Origin of the sequence: Burkholderia sp. M6-3, assembly GCF_050858985.1 — a bacterium.
In the GTDB taxonomy this organism is placed as follows: domain Bacteria; phylum Pseudomonadota; class Gammaproteobacteria; order Burkholderiales; family Burkholderiaceae; genus Paraburkholderia; species Paraburkholderia caledonica.
The window spans coordinates 2515040-2531119 of sequence record NZ_CP110091.1; the positions used below are offsets into that span (position 1 = coordinate 2515040).

Consider the following 16080-nt stretch of genomic DNA (forward strand, 5'->3'; position numbering starts at 1 on the left):
TTCGAACCACCCCGCAAGTTGTAGCGGGGTCGATTGCCGGCGTTGCAGCAGGACATTACGCAACCGCGCAGTTATTCCTCTCAGTAAGACGCCGGCGCCGCTGGCGTCTTACTGCTTTCGCTTCCCCTACTTCGCAGTACAAGCCAACCAATATCGATTCGTTCAGCGACGTCCGCAAGGCCATCATTTCAAGAATACTTGAATTATCGAATCGACAGCCTTATCATGCTGCGATGGACTCCAACCTCGTCGTACGCGCGCTCGGCGCGCTGGCTCATGAATCGCGACTCGCCATTTTCCGGGCGCTGGTTGTAGCAGGTCCCGAGGGCATGGCTGCCGGGGACATCGCGCAGCAGGTCGGACTGTCACCGTCGAGCCTGTCATTCCATCTGAAGGACCTTTCGCACGCCGGGCTGGTTACAGGTCAGCAGGAAGGGCGCTTTATCTATTACTCGGCCAACTTCGACGCGATGAGCGGACTCGTCGGTTTTCTCACAGAGAACTGTTGTGCGGGTGCGGGCTGTGGAGTTGGAGTCGCGCCGCAGTGTAAAGGAGCGGCGACATGAACGTTGCCGGGTTTGCCATCTTGCAGCGCATTTCAGCAGCCGCCACTATTCCATTACGGATTCACCCATGAGCAGTCTTGAGCAAACGGCACGTCAATCACAGGCGCCTCGTATCGGTTTCTTCGAGCGGTATCTGACGGTGTGGGTCGCGCTTTGCATCGTTACAGGCATCGCGCTCGGGCATTGGCTACCGCTGGTGTTTCAGGCAATTGCCCGCATGGAAGTGGCGCACGTCAACATTCCGGTCGGCGTGCTGATCTGGGTCATGATCGTGCCGATGCTCATCAAGATCGACTTCGGTGCGATGGCGCAGGTGAAGGAGCACTGGCGCGGCATCGGTGTCACGCTGTTCGTCAACTGGCTTGTGAAACCGTTGTCGATGGCGCTGCTCGGCTGGATCTTCGTGCGCCATGTCTTTGCCGCATGGTTGCCGTCGGACCAACTGGACAGCTACATCGCAGGGCTTATCCTGCTCGCCGCTGCGCCGTGTACGGCGATGGTGTTTGTCTGGTCGCAGCTTTGCAAGGGCGACCCGTACTTCACGCTATCGCAGGTTGCACTAAACGACGCCATCATGATCGTCGCTTTTGCGCCTATCGTTGCACTGCTGCTCGGCCTGTCCGCGATTGCAGTCCCTTGGGACACGCTTATCGCTTCAGTGGGGCTTTACATCATCATTCCTGTTGTCATTGCGCAGGTCGTCCGTCGCCAGCTGCTTCGGTATGGCGAAGCACGCTTTCAACGCATGGTCGCCCGACTAGGCCCCTATTCGATCTGCGCGCTGCTAGCAACGCTCGTGCTGCTATTCGCGTTCCAAGGGCAGGCCATTGTGAGTGAGCCGCTGGTGATCGCGATGCTGGCCGTACCGATCCTGATCCAGGTGTTCCTGAACTCCGGCCTCGCCTATCTGCTCAACCGCAGGCTCGGTGTCGCGCACTGTGTGGCCGGTCCATCGAGCCTGATCGGTGCAAGCAACTTCTTCGAACTGGCAGTGGCAACCGCCATCAGCGTGTTTGGATTCCAGTCGGGCGCGGCACTCGCCACCGTAGTCGGTGTACTCATCGAAGTGCCCGTCATGCTGCTGGTCGTCGGCGTCGTGAACCGGACGCAACATTGGTATGAAACCCGAACATATTGAGGACAAACGATGCGCGTGACCATCTATCACAACCCCGACTGCGGTACGTCGCGCAACGTGCTCGCGCTGCTGCGCGAAGCCGGTGAAAACCCGCTCGTGATCGAGTACCTGCAAAATCCGCCTGATCGCACAACGCTCGAACGACTGATAGCAGACAGCGGAATGGCGGTCCGGGACATGCTGCGCAAGAAGGGCACGCCATATAAGGAACTCGGACTCGACGATCCGGCAGTGAGCGACGCCCAACTGATCGACGCAATGCTCGCCCATCCGATACTGATCAACCGGCCGATAGTCGTGACGCCGCGAGGCACACGCTTGTGCCGCCCCTCCGATGCAGCGGCCGGCCTCCTTGCAAGCGTGCCTGAACGCGAAATTCTAAAGGAGGAAGGTGCGCCTTTTATCGTGGCCCGGCGCATCGCAGGTAACAACGCTGAGTTTGTGCAGGCACTGCGCGATGCGAAGCTTCCCATCAACGATCTGAGCGAGTCTGGCCGCTCGTTCTTCACCTTCTCGACGCTGGCAGGTGTCCATCTTGGTTATGGCGGCTTCGAGCAATACGGACGCGATGTACTGATCCGGTCGCTTGTCGTGGCGGCCGAGCAGCGGGGCAAAGGCATCGGCCGTAACGTGCTCGCTGTTCTGTTGCGCGAAGCTTTCGATGCGGGCGCCCGCACCGGGTGGCTGCTCACAACGAATGAATCGGCGTTCTTCGAGAAGTCCGGCTTCAAGCGGGTCAGCCGCGACGCGGCCCCGGCATCGATCCTCGCCACACGTCAGGCCACCGACTTGTGTCCGTCGAGCGCCGTCCTGCTTTCGCGTGCCATCACCCTTTAAGCGCCATAGCCAATGCCGACCGATCTACCGAACATCAGCCCTCTTCATCTCGACATACCCGATCTTACGAAGCTCGAACCGCGGGCGGTATCGCAACACCCGCCACGCATTCTTCTTCTATACGGCTCACTCAGGCCAACGTCGTACAGCAGATTGCTGACGCTGGAAGCAGAGCGGATTCTTCAGCAGTTCGGCGCAGAGACAAAGGTGTTCGATCCGCACGGTCTGCCGCTTGCCGATAGCGTCCCGCCGGACCATCCGAAGGTCGCGGAACTGCGCGCGCTATCGATATGGTCCGAGGGTCAGGTGTGGTGCAGCCCGGAGCGTCACGGCGCGCTCACAGGCGTTTTCAAGAATCAGATCGACTGGTTGCCGCTCGATTCCGGCAGCATCCGTCCCACGCAAGGGCGCACGCTGGCAGTCATGCAAGTGTCCGGCGGCTCGCAGTCGTTCAATGCCGTCAACGCGCTGCGCGTACTGGGCCGCTGGATGCGCATGGTGACGATCCCGAACCAGAGTTCGGTCGCCAAGGCATATCAGGAGTTCGACGAGAACGGACGGATGAAGCCGTCCTCGTACTACGATCGGGTGGTCGACGTCATGGAAGAACTCTTCAAGTTCACTCTGCTCGTACGCGACCGTTCCGATTACCTGACCGACCGCTACAGCGAGCGCAAGGAGCGGGCACCGGCAAACGTGACGGCGCTCGCGAGTGCCGCCATGAGTCACGAACAGAATGCTCAAATAGCCGACACGGACGAAAGCGAGGTTGAGTAACGCTCGCGGCCTTTGGGGTGAATGGCCATAGCGCGTCCCAGTTCTCCCCGCATCGACGCATCGTTAAACAGCAGGTGCGCGTCTTGCGGAGCGTTGCGGCAAAAGCACGATACAGGCGACGATAAACACAAGCAGAATGCCCGACGCGTATAACCGGCTGATGTGCAACCCGCCCTCCGCAACCGGCTTGTCGAGCAAATCCCCAAGCGTCGCGCCGAGGGGACGCGTCAGAATGAACGCTGCCCAGAAAAGCGCCGTGCGAGACACGCGCGACCAGAAATACAGGGCAGCGACCACGAGCAAGCCCGCGCCGAAGATCATTGCTCCGTATTCGTAACCCACACCGAGTCCGCCGCGATCTTCGCCCGCGACCCAGTCTCCGAGCGCAGTGCCGAGCGTTTGTGAGAACAGGATGGTGACCCAGTAAAACCATTCCGCTTTAGCCGTGACGATACTTTCCACTGACACCGTGCCTTGCGAGCGATACCAGGCCGCGAGACTCGCCGCTAGCAATGCGACGACTAACGCGACGCCTCCGGGATAACCGATGCCGAGCGATCTATCCGCGAAGTCGGCCATTGTCGTGCCAAGCGTCGTGGTTGCGATGATGGTCGCCCAATAAAGGAACGGATGGAAGTCGCGCGCCTTGATCTGCGCGGAAACGAGCGCGACGAAGAATACGAGGAAGATCGCCGAACCAATCAGGTAACCGAGTTTCAGCGACATCGACACCCAGTCTCCGCCCGTTTCACCCAGTGTGGTGGCCGCGACCTTGATTACCCAGAAGCCCAACGTCACTTGCGGCACTTTGCTAACGGCCTCGTCTGCAAAGTTCATGGCGCTGTCTTTCATCAGTCACTCCTATTTTCGTAGCTGCATAAGCACGCCAATTTAAACGCCAGAGGTTAACGCTTGCTTAAGCGTGTGTCCCTGCACAATAGCTCAAAAAATTGAGCAATAGACTCCGAAACGCCGTTGAATGGCCATGCAATAGACCCCGAAAAATGAAAGCTGTCTTTAATATTTCACGCACCCATTCCCTTCCGCGCGGGGCGGACTGAGCTTGCCCCCGAAAAACGAATCCCTTGCTGAACAGGTAAACTCAAGCAAGGAGAAGAACGATGACAAGCAAGGCAAAGCGAGCACAGTACACGCTCGAGTTCAAGCTGGAAGCGGTACGGTTGGTGAAAGCCGGGCAAAGCATGGCAGCAGTGGCGGCGACACTGGGTGTGGTTGAACAGACACTGTACAACTGGGTGAAGGCTGACCGGGAAGGCAAGCTCGCGGGAGCAGGCACGAAGCCCGTGAGCCCGGAACAGATGGAGCTGGCGCGGCTGCGTGCGGAGGTAGCGCGCCTGAAGATGGAGCGAGATATATTAAAAAAGTGCGCAGCGTACTTCGCGAAGGAATCGATGTGAAGTACGCCTTCATCGAGCACAATCGACGCTACTGGCCAGTCTCGGTGCTATGCGAAGTGCTGGAAGTCAGTCCCAGCGGATATCATCAGCGCCGGCAACGCACCGCGCAGGACAAGCCGCACCGAAGCCGCGTAAGCAACGATGCACTGCTCGCGCAAGTCAAGGCAATTCACACGCAGGTTAAAGGCGAATACGGCTGGCCCCGCATGTGGAGGGAGTTGCTCACACAAGGCGTGCGCGTGGGTAAAGAACGGGTTCGCAAACTGATGGCGCAGCATGGCATTCGAGCTCGCCACAAGCGCAAGTACATCGCGACGACAAACTCTAACCACGATTTGCCGGTGGCGCCGAATCTGTTGGAGCGCAACTTCACCGCTAACGCACCGAACCAGGTCTGGACGACCGACATCACGTACCTGGCGACAGCCGAAGGCTGGGTCTACCTCGCGGTTATCATCGACCTGTTCAGCAGGCAGGTGGTGGGCTGGTCGATGCAGCCACACATGAAAGCTGAACTAGTCACGGACGCATTGCGAATGGCGTGGTTCCGGCGTCGCCCTGACGCCGGCGTAATCGTGCATAGCGACAGGGGCAGCCAATATTGCAGCGGCCTGTTTCAGGACACATTGAAGGCCTACGGCATGCGTTCGTCGATGAGCCGACGTGGAAATTGTTGGGATAATTCGCCGACGGAAAGTCTATGGGGTTCGCTGAAGGTAGCACGCATGCACGGACGACACTTCGCCACTCGGCGAGCAGTAATGGATGAGGTGATTGACTGGCTGGGCTTTTACAATGCGCGTCGGTTACATTCAACGCTCGATTACGTCAGCCCCATGACGTTCGAAAAGAACTGGTTCGCAGCTCAGCGAGGCGAAGCCGCATAATTCCCCCCAGCTATGGGATTCGTCAAACGAGGGCAAGGTCAGACCGTGAGTGTTCAGCGTTGCGGTAGAGTGACGTATGTTCATGGGGCTGCAAGCGGGCCCAGTTGTCGGACCGGCAGGGAGCGCACATCGCCTCAAGCTCGGTGTAGCGCCGTGGCCGTAGACGGGTCACATCGGAAACGACCCTTCGTGTGTGAAGAGTGTCAAACGTTACTGCCCGTTCGGCATCCGGCTAGTTCAACTTGCTTGGGCTGAGGCGTTCGACCCCGCCGCATCAGGAGAGGATAACGATGCATGCATGCGATTTCGAATGACTTTCTTCTCTCGACGCATTACCTGATTCTCATGTTCAACTGATCCATACCGCTTGAGGAATCGGTCGCATATTCATAACTGCCGCGTAATGAGTACCTTCGAAATATTGATTTGCAAATAGCTACCACGCGACTCTAATCTTCACGGAAACGAAAAATTGACGCGCTCGCTCGGTATCCGTTTCTACGGGAGAGCAGAGCGACCATGAATCAGGACGGTGAATATGAAACAATTGGATGAGCTTCGCGTTGGCTTCTGCGGAACGAGAAAAATGGGCATGCCGATGATGCAACGCCTCATCAACACTGGTCGGCACGTGGCTATCTGGAATCGCTCAACGGAAAAAACGCAGGCACTGGCGCGGAATTTCGCCGGGCATTGCTTTGCCTGTAAAACACCGGCCGAAATCGCCGCGCATGCTGATATTGTGCTGTTGTGTCTGGCAGACGGCCGAGCCGTCGAAGACGTCGTATTCGGTCCGAACGGACTCGCCGAAGGTGCGGGCTCCACGTCCCTCACGGTCGTTGACCACTCAACCATTACGCCTGCGCAAACCCGCTCGCTTTCTACGCGTTGGCGTAGAACCACGGGGGGGAGCATGGGTTGACGCCCCAGTATCTGGCGGCACTGCAGGGGCCTGCGCAGGCACACTGGCGATTTTTGCTGGAGGGGATGCGTCGACTATTGAAGATGTATCGCCAGTGCTCGCTGCGTATGGAGCCAACATCACTCATATGGGCGAATCGGGCGCAGGACAGGCAACGAAGCTTGCCAATCAGACTATCGTCATGACCTCCATCGCTGCAATAGCCGAGGCGACGCTTCTCGCGCAGCATACAGGCGTAGATGCCGCTCGATTGCCCGCGGCACTCGCGGGCGGATGGGCCGACTCAGTTCTCTTGCAGACACTTCAACCGCGCATGGTCGTGGCGCCTGAGCAGCCCACAGGTTCAATCCGCACGATGTTGAAAGACCTTGATGCCGTGGAGCAGCTCGCGCGTGAAAGCTGTGTGCGACTGCCCATTGCAGCGCGCGTGAGGGAATGGCTCACACGCGCGGTCGATGAAGGATTTGGAGACTCCGATATTTCGCAAATCGTGAATTGCAACTGACCTGATCACCACGTGAATTCGACTATCGTGCTTTTCCACGACTATTTATCTGAAGTTCAGGCGGCCTCGAAGGTGGAATTTCCCTCGACCAACCTGATATTCAGGAAGGCTTCTGTGTCTTTGTTTGATCCATCCGCTCTTGATGAGTGGAGCGTGAACACGGCTTCCTGGCTAGCTTATAGAGGCGTCTCAGCGCTTGACGAGGCGCGCCGGCGCGGGCCCTCGTCTGTCCGGGCATTTTCGATTGACTGTGCATCGTGCTGAACTACGTGACCCCGGCAAGCGAGATCGAAACGCTTGTGTCGCTGATCGTCGCTGCGGTCGTCATCGTGTCGGTCACGATGAGCACGCAGCTGCGCGTTCGCAAGGAAGGTCTGCAGAAGTCGTTTTCGTAGCGATGATCTTTCACACTCATCGCACCGAGGATTAGCTGCCGCACACGGCCACGGGCATTCCCAATTCAACCACCTCGCGCAGCCAAGATTCCCGACGCCCTGCCGATCATCCGCAGACGCGGTCCCGGTCATGGAAGCGTTGCATCCAGTAGGGGAACGGCACCGGCGGTTCAGAGACTTTATCGAGGCGCGCGCACTGTTCGGAGGTTAGTGCGAGATTCTGCGCATCGAGGTTAGCTGCAAGCTGCTCGCACGTGCGGGCTCCGACGATGACAGAAGTGATCTGCTCGCGCGCAAGCAACCAGCCTAATGTGACCTGAGCTGGAGTGGCCGCCAGTTCGCCGGCAACTTCACGCAATACCGCGAGGATCGGCTCGGCCTTGACTGTGTCGACCGGAGGAAAGTCGAGCTTCGTACGCCGCCCGACAGCTTCGCCGTTGCGTGAGTACTTGCCGCTTAGGTAGCCACCCGCGAGCGGACTCCAGACCAGAAGGCCCATCCTGTTTGTCGCTGCAACTGGCATGATTTCGTGTTCGATATCGCGGCTCGTCAGCGAGTAGTGCACCTGATTGCTCGCGACATGAGCGCGATCGGTGCGGGATGCTATGCCGACGGCTCGCTCCAGATCGGCTGCACTGAAATTGCACACGCCAATATGGCGGACCTTGCCTTGGGTGACGAGGTCGTCGAGCACACGAAGGGTCTCGTCGAGCGGAACGAGCGCATCGCGGTCATGCAACTGGAACAGGTCGATGTGATCGCGGCCGAGTCTCTTCAGGCTTGTCTCGACCGAGCGCATGATATGCGAGCGACCCAACCCGACTTCGTTCTGGCCGGTGCCGGTGCGTAGTCGGACCTTGGTCGCCACGAGCATTCGATCTTCGTCCAGCCCCAGCGCTTTTAGCACCTGGCCCACGACTTCTTCGGAGCGGCCCTGCGAATAAGCGTCCGCCGTGTCGATCAAGTTGACGCCGCGTTCCACGGCCATCGCGACGAGCCGAGCGGCCTGATCGCTGTCCAATCCGGCAATATTGCCCCAGATGCCCGAGCCGGCACCGAACGTCATTGCGCCCAGGCTCAGCCGTGAGACGCGTAGACCAGTTCTACCAAGTGTGCTGTATTCCATCGTGTATTCCTTGTTTGAACGGACCTGATGCATGGGTCGGGCGATGCGTACTCCACGCGTCGCCCCGTCGACTCCGGTCAGACCGGACGCGATGCAAGCGTGCGCAGAACCGTCTCCAGTTCGACGTGGCCGCGCATGATTTCATCAGGATAACTCTCGAAATCGATCCAGCCTTCGTTGAAACCGTCCAGCATGCGCATGCGAGGTAGAGGATGCTTCATGCCCTGCGTGCGGAACAGCGCTTCCCACGTCTGCCTGTCGACAACTTCCGCGCGTACCTTGCGGCCCAACACGCGGGCGAAGGCCAATGCGAGATCGTTGGGACTCACCCGGCGCGGGCCCTCAAGCTCGACGACGCGCACACCGCGCCACGTCTGCTGGAGCAGTTCGGCCGCAACACGGCCTACGTCAGCAGTGGCGACCATCGGCACGGGCTTGTCGAGCGGCTGCAGGTAGCTTGCGATGACGCCATCGTCGCTTGCGGACGCGACATCCCATGCGGCGTTCTCCATGAACCAGCCAGGCCGCAGGAACGTCACGGGCATCGGCATCTCGCGCAGCTTCTGCTCCATCAGCGTGCGTTGAGTGAGCAGGTTGACCTCGTCGGCCTGTGCGCCGATCGTCGAGAGGCAAACGACCTTGTCGGGCTGCGCCTTCAGGAGCGCTGCGGACACAGCCTCGATCACCTTCCGCGCTTCAGGAAACTCGGGCTCCGGATCGAACTCCGAAGGAGGCAGGATGAAAACGCCCGTCGCGCCTTCGAACGCAGCGGCGAGCGAGGAAGCGTCTTCCATGAAGGCCGTCGCGATCTCGCAACCGCGCTCCGCCCACGACCCTGCCCGCATCGCGTCGCGCACGACGGCGCGCACCGGCTGACCAGAGGCCAGCAGCTCGCGGGCCAGTGCGCCGCCGACCTTGCCGGTGATTCCTGTTATTGCATGCATTGCTCGTTCTCCATGTGTGGGTACGTAAGTTGACGCAGCGTCGATGTCTCGACGGTTAATCGCTCAGGCGCGACGCAAACCGTCGTAAAACGCCTGCTCGAACTGTCCGTAGAGATTCACGACGCGCGCATCGTAGAAGGGCAGCACCTGCGTAAAGAGCGATCCGGCGACGCGCTTGACCGGATCCACCCAGAAGTAGGTGTTCAACAGCCCGGCCCAGCTCACGCTACCTGCGCTTCGTCCGTGGGCTCCTTGCTCTGTATTGATGTCGAACGACAGCCCCCACTTGTGCGCTGTGCCCGGAAACTGATCGAAGCTGTTCGACCACGACGGCTGCGCCGTCTTCATTTCCGTGACCTGCAGATCGCCAATGTGATTGCGCAACATCGTCGCGACGGTGTCGGCGCGTAGCACGCGTTCGCCGCGATACGTGCCGCCGTTCAACAGCATCTGCAGGAACGCCATGTAGTCGCGCGGCGTGCTGAAGAGCCCGCCTCCGCCCATGAAAAATTCGGGGCGCTGGTTGATCTCGAACGGCTCGGGCGCAAGTGAACCGTCCGCTTGACGCCGGTGCATGGTCGCTACGCGCTGCTTCTGCGCGCTGCGGATAAGGAAGCCCGTATTGCACATGCCCAGCGGCTCGAAGATGTGCTCGCGGAAATAGACCTCCAGCGACTGGTCGGTCACGGCCTCGACCAGTTTGCCGACCCAGTCCATGCTGATGCCGTACTCCCAGCGGTCGCCCGGCTCGAATTCGAGCGGCGCCGCGAATGCACCGTTCATCGAATAGCCTATGTCCGGCATGCCCGTCACCTTCTCGTACCGGCTGAGCTTGTCGCTCCAGATGCTGTACGTGAAGCCGGAGGTATGCGTCAGCAGATGACGCACCGTGATCGCATTGCGCGCTGGACGCAGCTTCGGCTGCCCGGAGGCATCGAATCCGTCAAGTATCTGAGGCGACTTCAACTGCGGCAGGATCTCGCCCGCAGGTTGATCCAGCCGCAGCCGGCCCTGTTCGACGAGCTGCATGCACGCGGTTGCGGTAATCGCCTTTGTCATCGAGAGAAGCCAGAAGACTGTGTCGGGACTAATGACCTCGCCAGTGCGGGCGTTCGCCCGGCCACATGCTCCCTCGTAAACCAGTCCGCGGTCGTTTGCGCCCATGGCGACAACACCGGCAACCGTGCCGTCGTCCACCGCCGTCTGCAGGCATTGATCGATCGAACTGTAGGCCGGGTGATGGGCCAGCGCGGCGTCGCCACTCGCGCGCGGCAATACTGCCCGCGCGTCGCGGCTTGCGACGCCACCAAGTGTCGCAAGAGCCAGCAGGCTCGACGCACCCTTCAGAAGACGACGACGATCTGTTTGAACTGCCATTTTCCGTTTCTTCCCGAATGAATGAATAAAGCGCGGCATCACGGTGCTTCAGTGATGGGCGAAAAACGCGTGCTGCGCCCCGTTCCCGGTGATGCGACTCCCCGTAGCTGACCTATCATTCGCTACGCCGCCCAGGGCGTTGACGGCATACGGATCGGCGCTTCCAGGCGCGCGAATTCGCGCCTCGGCTGCCAGCAGGCTATTCGGGTAATGGGGGTTGTTGGCGCGGCTCGGTCGATACCCGGCCCGCTCGAGTTGCACCAGCTCCTCGCGTACCTGCTCGCGCGTCGCGCCCGAAGCGCCGATCTGCGCATGTGCGGCGACTGGAAGAGCGGTTGCTAAGGCAACGATGAAAATACGGCTTCGCATGGCAATTTCCTTTCGATTGGCGGGACCGGATGCCTCGGTGAGACGCATTCTGCACACACGCCGAACGAAACAAAATGACTCGGATGGCATCTGATAAGTGACAGCGCGTCACCAATGCGGCATGATCAACGAAGACGTCCAGCACTACTGCACGGTGCAGCAGTGGCGCGCTGGCCTTCAGTTGGTCGGTCGCGACCTGCCACCCGTATTAGCTCGAGCAACCATGAGATCCAGTAGCGAGAAGCTGTCCGGCAGCGTTAGCGTGTTCGCCGCCGTAGTGGATGCGGGGACGTTTGCAGCCGCTTCCGAAGCAATAGGAATGACGCCGCCGGGCGTCAGTCGGGCGATTGCACGGCTGGAAAAAAGGCTGAACATCCGGCTTTTCAACCGAACGACGCGCTCCGTCTCCCTGACGGAAGAGGGCCGCCGCTTTTACGAGCAGGTTATGCCCCATCTCGCCGGGCTGGAGGAAGCAGCCGCCGCTGCGGCAGGTGGCGCGTCGGCTGTCCGCGGAAAGCTCAGAATCAATCTGGACCCCGTCGTCTACCGGACCATTCTTGGGCGACAACTCGATGCGTTCATGGACACGCACCCCGACCTCGAAATCGAGTTCATCGCGCGAGACAGTCTTGGCGATCTAGTCATGGACGGCTTCGATCTCGCCGTGCGATTCGGCGAACCCCGAGCATCATCCCTGATCGCGCGAAAGCTGCTCGATACCGGCATTGTGACGGTCGCGGCGCCCTCATACGTCGCTCGTTGGGGACGGCCAGCAAAACCCGAGGACCTGGAAAGCCGAAGCCACAGATGCCTTGAATTTCGCAACCCGGAGACAGGCAAGCCTTTCCCGTGGGAATTCCATCGCAAGCGAAAACGCATTGTGATTAGTAGCGGGGGGCGCCTCACGGTCAACGATCCGGGTGCCCTTCTCGACGCATGCCTCGCCGGTTCTGGAATTGCGCAGATGTTGCTGCTCGGTGCCGAGCCACTGATTGCCGACGGCCGATTGATCAACCTCTTTCCCGAATGGGCGGACGAGCGGTATCCCTTATACGTCTACTACCCATCCCGGCATCACGTGCCGGCAAAGACCAGAGCTTTTCTTGACTTCATTGCCGAACTGACGGGCAATCACGAGCGCGTCGGCACGTGCTAGCACTGTTGCGGCGGACTGGCGAGGCAATATCGAACGGCCGGTTACTTATGGGTTGCGGTCTCCCATGATCAGACCACGAACGTCCACTTTTGGCCGTCTGTTACCGTTCGCGACCACGGCCGCCTATCTCTCGTCGGAGTCAAACACAAACGAGAGTTCGCTGACCCCCGACGCCCAACTCGCGAGTCCACGGCCTAGCCTAATGAGCGTTGCTGGCTCGAGCTCAACTGCGAAGCGAGATCGGGCGCTAACAAGACGTGTACCGTTTCTTTGACACTCGACCTCAAGCGCCGAATGGCCAACGCTGTCGAAGACAAACGCGCGGAGAACCAGCCAGCCGTATGAATTCGTGGCACTTGTGCTGTTCTCAAACACCACTTCATCTGTCAATGAACGAGGGAACTCCTGCAAGGCACGGCCGAATTCTTCTAATGCGTCTCGGTAAGAGTAAAAATCTATTGTTGCTGCGAAGCCGGCGCCTTCCATGGAAAATTGAAGTTGAACCATGCCGTCGTGATCGCGCCATAGGGGCTCAAGGGTTAACTGCATTACAGGTCCATCGTCGTCGTTGAGCGGCTCATTACTATACCGGTCCAGCAATGCAAAGAACGGGATTGTTGACGATCTCTGACCCATGGTCGAACGTCTGCTCCTGGGCCGTTGTGTGCCGAACGCGGCCGATTACGGCTGCGTCCGGGACATGCTGTCGCGGATGAAACGGCTTCAGGAGCCCCACGAAGTATGCGAAGATTGGAGCGGCGTACAGATCGGCAAGTGTGACACTACCGCCGATCAGGAACCCTTGGTCGTCGGACAGCCGGGTCAACTCAGATAAACATTACAGCGGCACGCGGCAGGGCGGCGGCGATCGTCTGCTCATTTGCTAACCGGCCTTGGCGAGCTGAAACCACGCGCTCAACGTATATGTCCCAAACAAGCGTTCGATACGCATAGGCATCCAGTATTCCAACAATCTGGTTTACCTCGGCATGCGGCCATATTGTTGACGATCTCGGCCGGAGCGTCGAACGTCGCTTCATGGCCGCACTGCGTTCCATGACCAGGCTCGCCGCTCGTCCCCGACCCACGTACCGGAGCGACTGCGCATAATCGACCCGCAGGAGCCGTTCAACACTTTCCGAAGCGGAGGTTCGCAAGTGTCCGCGAAGGCGCAGAGGTGCCAGCGGTTAGGATTTGCTGCAGAATTTGCCGTACGGCGTCCGATCGGTAATCGAGCGCTTGTTGAGCGCGGCGTCTCGAAGCGCCGTCGCGCGGTCGGTCAGCGGTTTGGCTTCCGCGGAGCGTCCTGCTCCAGCAAGGGCGCGTGCGTATTCGTTCAGAATATCGGAATACGCAACAGGTGCTTGGTCCGCGACATTCGCTCCGTCCAAGAACGGCATTGCGCGTTCGAAGTATGCGGCGGATTGCGAAAACTTCTTCTGGTCCAGATTCAACCGAGCCAGTTCGATCAATGACAGAAAAAGAGGTTGACCTGCTTGTTTGTCAAGCTCGTAAGCCGCGTTAAGTTCGCGTTCGGATCCGTCAAAGAAACAGGTGACGCCCAACGAACGCCCGTATTCGTAATGTGCGATAGCCCTGCTCGCTGGAGGCAAGCCCGCTTGATCAGCGTTTAGGGTTGCACGGGCAAAAGCTCGACGTGCAGTGTCCCAATCGCCGCGACGCTGGGCTGCCGCACCGACCGCAGTGTAATTGGTGGCCACCCGTTCGCTGACAGCCGAAGCGCATCCCCATAGAACAACGCTTAAGATGAGAACCGCGACAATCGCCTTCATGCTTTCTCAATTGCAGAGATAATTGTTGTCGAAATGAACTTCGCTCAGACGGATCCACGCAGCGCCACACATAACCCTTTTTCAAGGCACACGTGAAAGACTGTCGTATCAAATCTAACGGCTCGTCAGAGAGAAACTTGAGCGTAGCGCCGACGGTTCATTGCAGAAATGCTGGGTCAAATTCATACGGAAACAACGGAAAGCGTGCGCCACGGGTGTGCTTCGTTTGTTGACGATCCAAATAACCCTGTCGACCGGCCGCTTCTGGCCGACTGTACGCATTAGCCGCCTTGGCGAACGCGGACCGATGGCGAACGCACCAAACCGACCCACTACGGGACGTCGGACCAAGCCCCACTTAGTTTGCTGCAGCGCACGCTCGGGTTTGCCCGGTTGTCGGGGACGGATGCGAAGCATAGCCTCCGTAATGATGTGGTGATAATTTATTCGCAGGTTGCCGGGTAAGCCAGCCGCTCTCGCGATCTGCGCAATACGTCGAACTTTCACGACTGCGCTCCACACGCGGGCTGTCAAACGATGCTGGAAATGACGACTGAAGTGTTGTGACCTGTTCCCGCCTGCGCAGCTTCGACAAGCCTCGATTGAAGCGTGTGGTTTGACACAGCCGACATGGCCGCCGACGGCGGTCCTGCCCGGTGTGAGCATAGGTCGTGATCGTTCCGGTGCAGCGCGGTCGGTTCCCCGTCCGACCTTATTTTGATCGTCGAGCGCCGACACACGCGTTACACGACGACGCAAATTAGACCTTTTGTGCAGACCTAAGGTTGCTCTAGATGAACTCCGCTTACTCCTCAGCCGAAAGCGCGCATCAGCGGTTTCATCGTCGCCCGTATCTGGCTGCCGCTGCGATCGCACTGACATTGTCTTCGTGCGGGGGTGGTTCCGACTGTCTGGACGAGGGCACTTGCTATACGGTTGGTGGCAGCCTTTCCGGGCTTCTCGCCAACAGTTCGGTTACCCTTCAAGACAACGGCACCGACAATCTGACGCTGAGCAACAACGGAGGATTTTCGTTTAACAATACGGTGGACAGCTCCCGCAACTTTAGCGTCACGGTTCTAACCCAGCCGGTCGGGCAGTCATGCACTATCTACCACCAGGACGGAAGCGGCTACGGCCCGGCCGACGCAAATGTTAACGTCGTCTGTAGTCCAAACAGTCATACTTTGGGTGGCACACTGAATGGCCTCGCACCGGGTACGACCGTCACGCTGCAAAACAATGGCGCGAATTCCCTCGCTCTCGCAGCTAACGGCAGTTTCAACTTTCCCACGAAGGTGCGATACGGTGACGCTTATTCGGTGACGGTCTCGGCGCAACCAATCCCACCAACGCGCACCTGCGTAGTGACGAACGGCAGCGGCACCGTCCCGGACGGCGACATATCCAATGTGAATGTGACCTGCCAATAGCGCCGCGATGATAGGGTCTGAGGTGCAGTGGAACGGAAAACCGGTTAAGCGTTGGTCAAGCGTTGTTGTCATGCCCTACAGAGAAGCCTCAGCAATGAACCGCCCCGGGGTGGTTCACTCCACGAAAACGCTGCCTGAAGTCCTCGGCTGTTGAGATTCCAGCAATCTACGAGCCGGCGAGCTGCGCGTTTTCGTGCGTTACCGTGCGTTCTCTATTTCACCGCGAACATTGCCGCAGCCGCCATCTCTTGGGCTGCATCGATCAAGTTTCGTTGAGATGGAGAGTGGATTCGTGGCTTTGCCATTCCCGTCTGACGCCTGTGCGTTGAACGGGCAGAGCGGGAAGGGCTGCAGCTGAGCGCTATCCCGACGCTCGAATGTCTGTGCAATCGTGTAGACGAGAGGCCACTTGTGGCCGCTTTGAGGCAATCGGAGAC

At 59.2% G+C, this 16080-nt stretch carries 18 protein-coding genes and 1 pseudogene; 11 read left to right on the forward strand and 8 right to left on the reverse strand.

Annotated features, from left to right (window positions below):
- Positions 1-233 precede the first annotated feature (233 nt).
- From OH764_RS28825 to arsH, 4 genes are all read left to right on the forward strand, one after another.
- The gene (locus OH764_RS28825) at positions 234-566 is read left to right on the forward strand and encodes an ArsR/SmtB family transcription factor (RefSeq protein ID WP_410799266.1); all 333 of its coding nucleotides are present in this window, start codon (positions 234-236) and stop codon (positions 564-566) included.
- Positions 567-633: 67 nt separating this feature from the next.
- Positions 634-1704 carry an arsenic resistance protein gene (gene arsB, locus OH764_RS28830; RefSeq protein WP_498849487.1) on the forward strand — a complete coding sequence of 357 codons (1071 nt, stop codon included), beginning with the start codon at positions 634-636 and terminating at the stop codon, positions 1702-1704.
- A 9-nt stretch (positions 1705-1713) separates the two neighbouring features.
- Entirely contained in the window at positions 1714-2541 is an 828-nt protein-coding gene (arsC, locus tag OH764_RS28835; RefSeq protein ID WP_498849488.1) for an arsenate reductase (glutaredoxin), read from the forward strand.
- 12 nt (positions 2542-2553) lie between these two features.
- The gene (arsH, locus tag OH764_RS28840; RefSeq protein WP_498849489.1) at positions 2554-3318 is read left to right on the forward strand and encodes an arsenical resistance protein ArsH; all 765 of its coding nucleotides are present in this window, start codon (positions 2554-2556) and stop codon (positions 3316-3318) included.
- Positions 3319-3381: 63 nt separating this feature from the next.
- Here the strand turns inward: arsH and OH764_RS28845 are convergent, their stop codons facing one another.
- On the reverse strand, positions 3382-4170 hold the full coding sequence (locus OH764_RS28845) for a COG4705 family protein (protein WP_498849490.1): 789 nt from the start codon (positions 4168-4170) through the stop codon (positions 3382-3384).
- Between the two features lie 269 nt (positions 4171-4439).
- On the opposite strand from OH764_RS28845, the gene OH764_RS28850 reads away from it, so the two are divergent.
- The 5 genes and pseudogenes from OH764_RS28850 to OH764_RS28870 all read left to right on the forward strand — a co-directional run bounded on the left by OH764_RS28850 (position 4440) and on the right by OH764_RS28870 (position 7445).
- A protein-coding gene (locus tag OH764_RS28850) for an IS3 family transposase (protein ID WP_498848630.1) occupies positions 4440-5623 on the forward strand; the annotation gives its coding sequence in 2 pieces (ribosomal slippage) (positions 4440-4704 and positions 4704-5623; 1185 coding nt in all).
- A gap of 538 nt (positions 5624-6161) precedes the next feature.
- Positions 6162-6545 carry an NAD(P)-binding domain-containing protein gene (locus OH764_RS28855; protein ID WP_498849491.1) on the forward strand — a complete coding sequence of 128 codons (384 nt, stop codon included), beginning with the start codon at positions 6162-6164 and terminating at the stop codon, positions 6543-6545.
- Positions 6484-6618: pseudogene (locus OH764_RS28860) on the forward strand (NAD(P)-binding domain-containing protein); the annotation flags it as partial. The gene OH764_RS28855 and the pseudogene OH764_RS28860, both read left to right, overlap by 62 nt.
- A gap of 108 nt (positions 6619-6726) precedes the next feature.
- Complete coding sequence (locus OH764_RS28865) at positions 6727-7050, forward strand: NAD-binding protein (protein WP_498851319.1); 324 nt, start codon at positions 6727-6729, stop codon at positions 7048-7050.
- A gap of 257 nt (positions 7051-7307) precedes the next feature.
- Entirely contained in the window at positions 7308-7445 is a 138-nt protein-coding gene (locus tag OH764_RS28870) for a hypothetical protein (RefSeq protein ID WP_498849492.1), read from the forward strand.
- A 106-nt stretch (positions 7446-7551) separates the two neighbouring features.
- On the opposite strand, the gene OH764_RS28875 is transcribed toward OH764_RS28870, so the two are convergent.
- The 4 genes from OH764_RS28875 to OH764_RS28890 form a co-directional block, all read right to left on the reverse strand.
- Positions 7552-8571: an aldo/keto reductase gene (locus OH764_RS28875; protein ID WP_498849493.1), complete on the reverse strand. Its 1020-nt coding sequence runs from the start codon at positions 8569-8571 to the stop codon at positions 7552-7554.
- A gap of 77 nt (positions 8572-8648) precedes the next feature.
- On the reverse strand, positions 8649-9515 hold the full coding sequence (locus OH764_RS28880; protein ID WP_498849494.1) for a Rossmann-fold NAD(P)-binding domain-containing protein: 867 nt from the start codon (positions 9513-9515) through the stop codon (positions 8649-8651).
- 63 nt (positions 9516-9578) lie between these two features.
- Positions 9579-10892, reverse strand: coding sequence for a serine hydrolase domain-containing protein (locus OH764_RS28885; RefSeq protein ID WP_498849495.1), 1314 nt, complete (start codon positions 10890-10892; stop codon positions 9579-9581).
- A 48-nt stretch (positions 10893-10940) separates the two neighbouring features.
- Positions 10941-11309 (reverse strand): DUF4148 domain-containing protein, encoded by a 369-nt coding sequence (locus tag OH764_RS28890; RefSeq protein WP_498849496.1) that lies wholly within the window; start codon positions 11307-11309, stop codon positions 10941-10943.
- Positions 11310-11484: 175 nt separating this feature from the next.
- On the opposite strand from OH764_RS28890, the gene OH764_RS28895 reads away from it, so the two are divergent.
- Complete coding sequence (locus OH764_RS28895; RefSeq protein WP_498851320.1) at positions 11485-12417, forward strand: LysR family transcriptional regulator; 933 nt, start codon at positions 11485-11487, stop codon at positions 12415-12417.
- A gap of 123 nt (positions 12418-12540) precedes the next feature.
- Here the strand turns inward: OH764_RS28895 and OH764_RS28900 are convergent, their stop codons facing one another.
- From OH764_RS28900 to OH764_RS28910, 3 genes are all read right to left on the reverse strand, one after another.
- Positions 12541-13053, reverse strand: coding sequence for a hypothetical protein (locus OH764_RS28900; RefSeq protein WP_498851348.1), 513 nt, complete (start codon positions 13051-13053; stop codon positions 12541-12543).
- Positions 13001-13243: a glutathione S-transferase family protein gene (locus OH764_RS28905; RefSeq protein ID WP_498849497.1), complete on the reverse strand. Its 243-nt coding sequence runs from the start codon at positions 13241-13243 to the stop codon at positions 13001-13003. The genes OH764_RS28900 and OH764_RS28905 overlap by 53 nt, the downstream gene beginning before the upstream one ends.
- Before the next feature lie 361 nt (positions 13244-13604).
- On the reverse strand, positions 13605-14210 hold the full coding sequence (locus OH764_RS28910) for a hypothetical protein (protein ID WP_498849498.1): 606 nt from the start codon (positions 14208-14210) through the stop codon (positions 13605-13607).
- A 794-nt stretch (positions 14211-15004) separates the two neighbouring features.
- Between OH764_RS28910 and OH764_RS28915 the strand changes: the two genes are divergently transcribed.
- Entirely contained in the window at positions 15005-15643 is a 639-nt protein-coding gene (locus OH764_RS28915) for a hypothetical protein (protein ID WP_498849499.1), read from the forward strand.
- The last annotated feature ends 437 nt before the right edge of the window (positions 15644-16080 follow it).

Bases quoted from the DNA above. Each gene is read 5' to 3' on its own strand.
- OH764_RS28910 (WP_498849498.1), bottom strand. From the start codon at position 14,210: ATGAAGGCGATTGTCGCGGTTCTCATCTTAAGCGTTGTTCTATGGGGA.
- OH764_RS28895 (WP_498851320.1), top strand. From the start codon at position 11,485: ATGAGATCCAGTAGCGAGAAGCTGTCCGGCAGCGTTAGCGTGTTCGCC.
- OH764_RS28885 (WP_498849495.1), bottom strand. From the start codon at position 10,892: ATGGCAGTTCAAACAGATCGTCGTCGTCTTCTGAAGGGTGCGTCGAGC.
- OH764_RS28865 (WP_498851319.1), top strand. From the start codon at position 6,727: ATGACCTCCATCGCTGCAATAGCCGAGGCGACGCTTCTCGCGCAGCAT.
- arsC (WP_498849488.1), top strand. From the start codon at position 1,714: ATGCGCGTGACCATCTATCACAACCCCGACTGCGGTACGTCGCGCAAC.
- arsH (WP_498849489.1), top strand. From the start codon at position 2,554: ATGCCGACCGATCTACCGAACATCAGCCCTCTTCATCTCGACATACCC.
- OH764_RS28875 (WP_498849493.1), bottom strand. From the start codon at position 8,571: ATGGAATACAGCACACTTGGTAGAACTGGTCTACGCGTCTCACGGCTG.
- OH764_RS28900 (WP_498851348.1), bottom strand. From the start codon at position 13,053: ATGGGTCAGAGATCGTCAACAATCCCGTTCTTTGCATTGCTGGACCGG.
- OH764_RS28825 (WP_410799266.1), top strand. From the start codon at position 234: ATGGACTCCAACCTCGTCGTACGCGCGCTCGGCGCGCTGGCTCATGAA.
- OH764_RS28855 (WP_498849491.1), top strand. From the start codon at position 6,162: ATGAAACAATTGGATGAGCTTCGCGTTGGCTTCTGCGGAACGAGAAAA.
- OH764_RS28915 (WP_498849499.1), top strand. From the start codon at position 15,005: ATGAACTCCGCTTACTCCTCAGCCGAAAGCGCGCATCAGCGGTTTCAT.
- OH764_RS28890 (WP_498849496.1), bottom strand. From the start codon at position 11,309: ATGCGTCTCACCGAGGCATCCGGTCCCGCCAATCGAAAGGAAATTGCC.
- arsB (WP_498849487.1), top strand. From the start codon at position 634: ATGAGCAGTCTTGAGCAAACGGCACGTCAATCACAGGCGCCTCGTATC.
- OH764_RS28845 (WP_498849490.1), bottom strand. From the start codon at position 4,170: ATGAAAGACAGCGCCATGAACTTTGCAGACGAGGCCGTTAGCAAAGTG.
- OH764_RS28880 (WP_498849494.1), bottom strand. From the start codon at position 9,515: ATGCATGCAATAACAGGAATCACCGGCAAGGTCGGCGGCGCACTGGCC.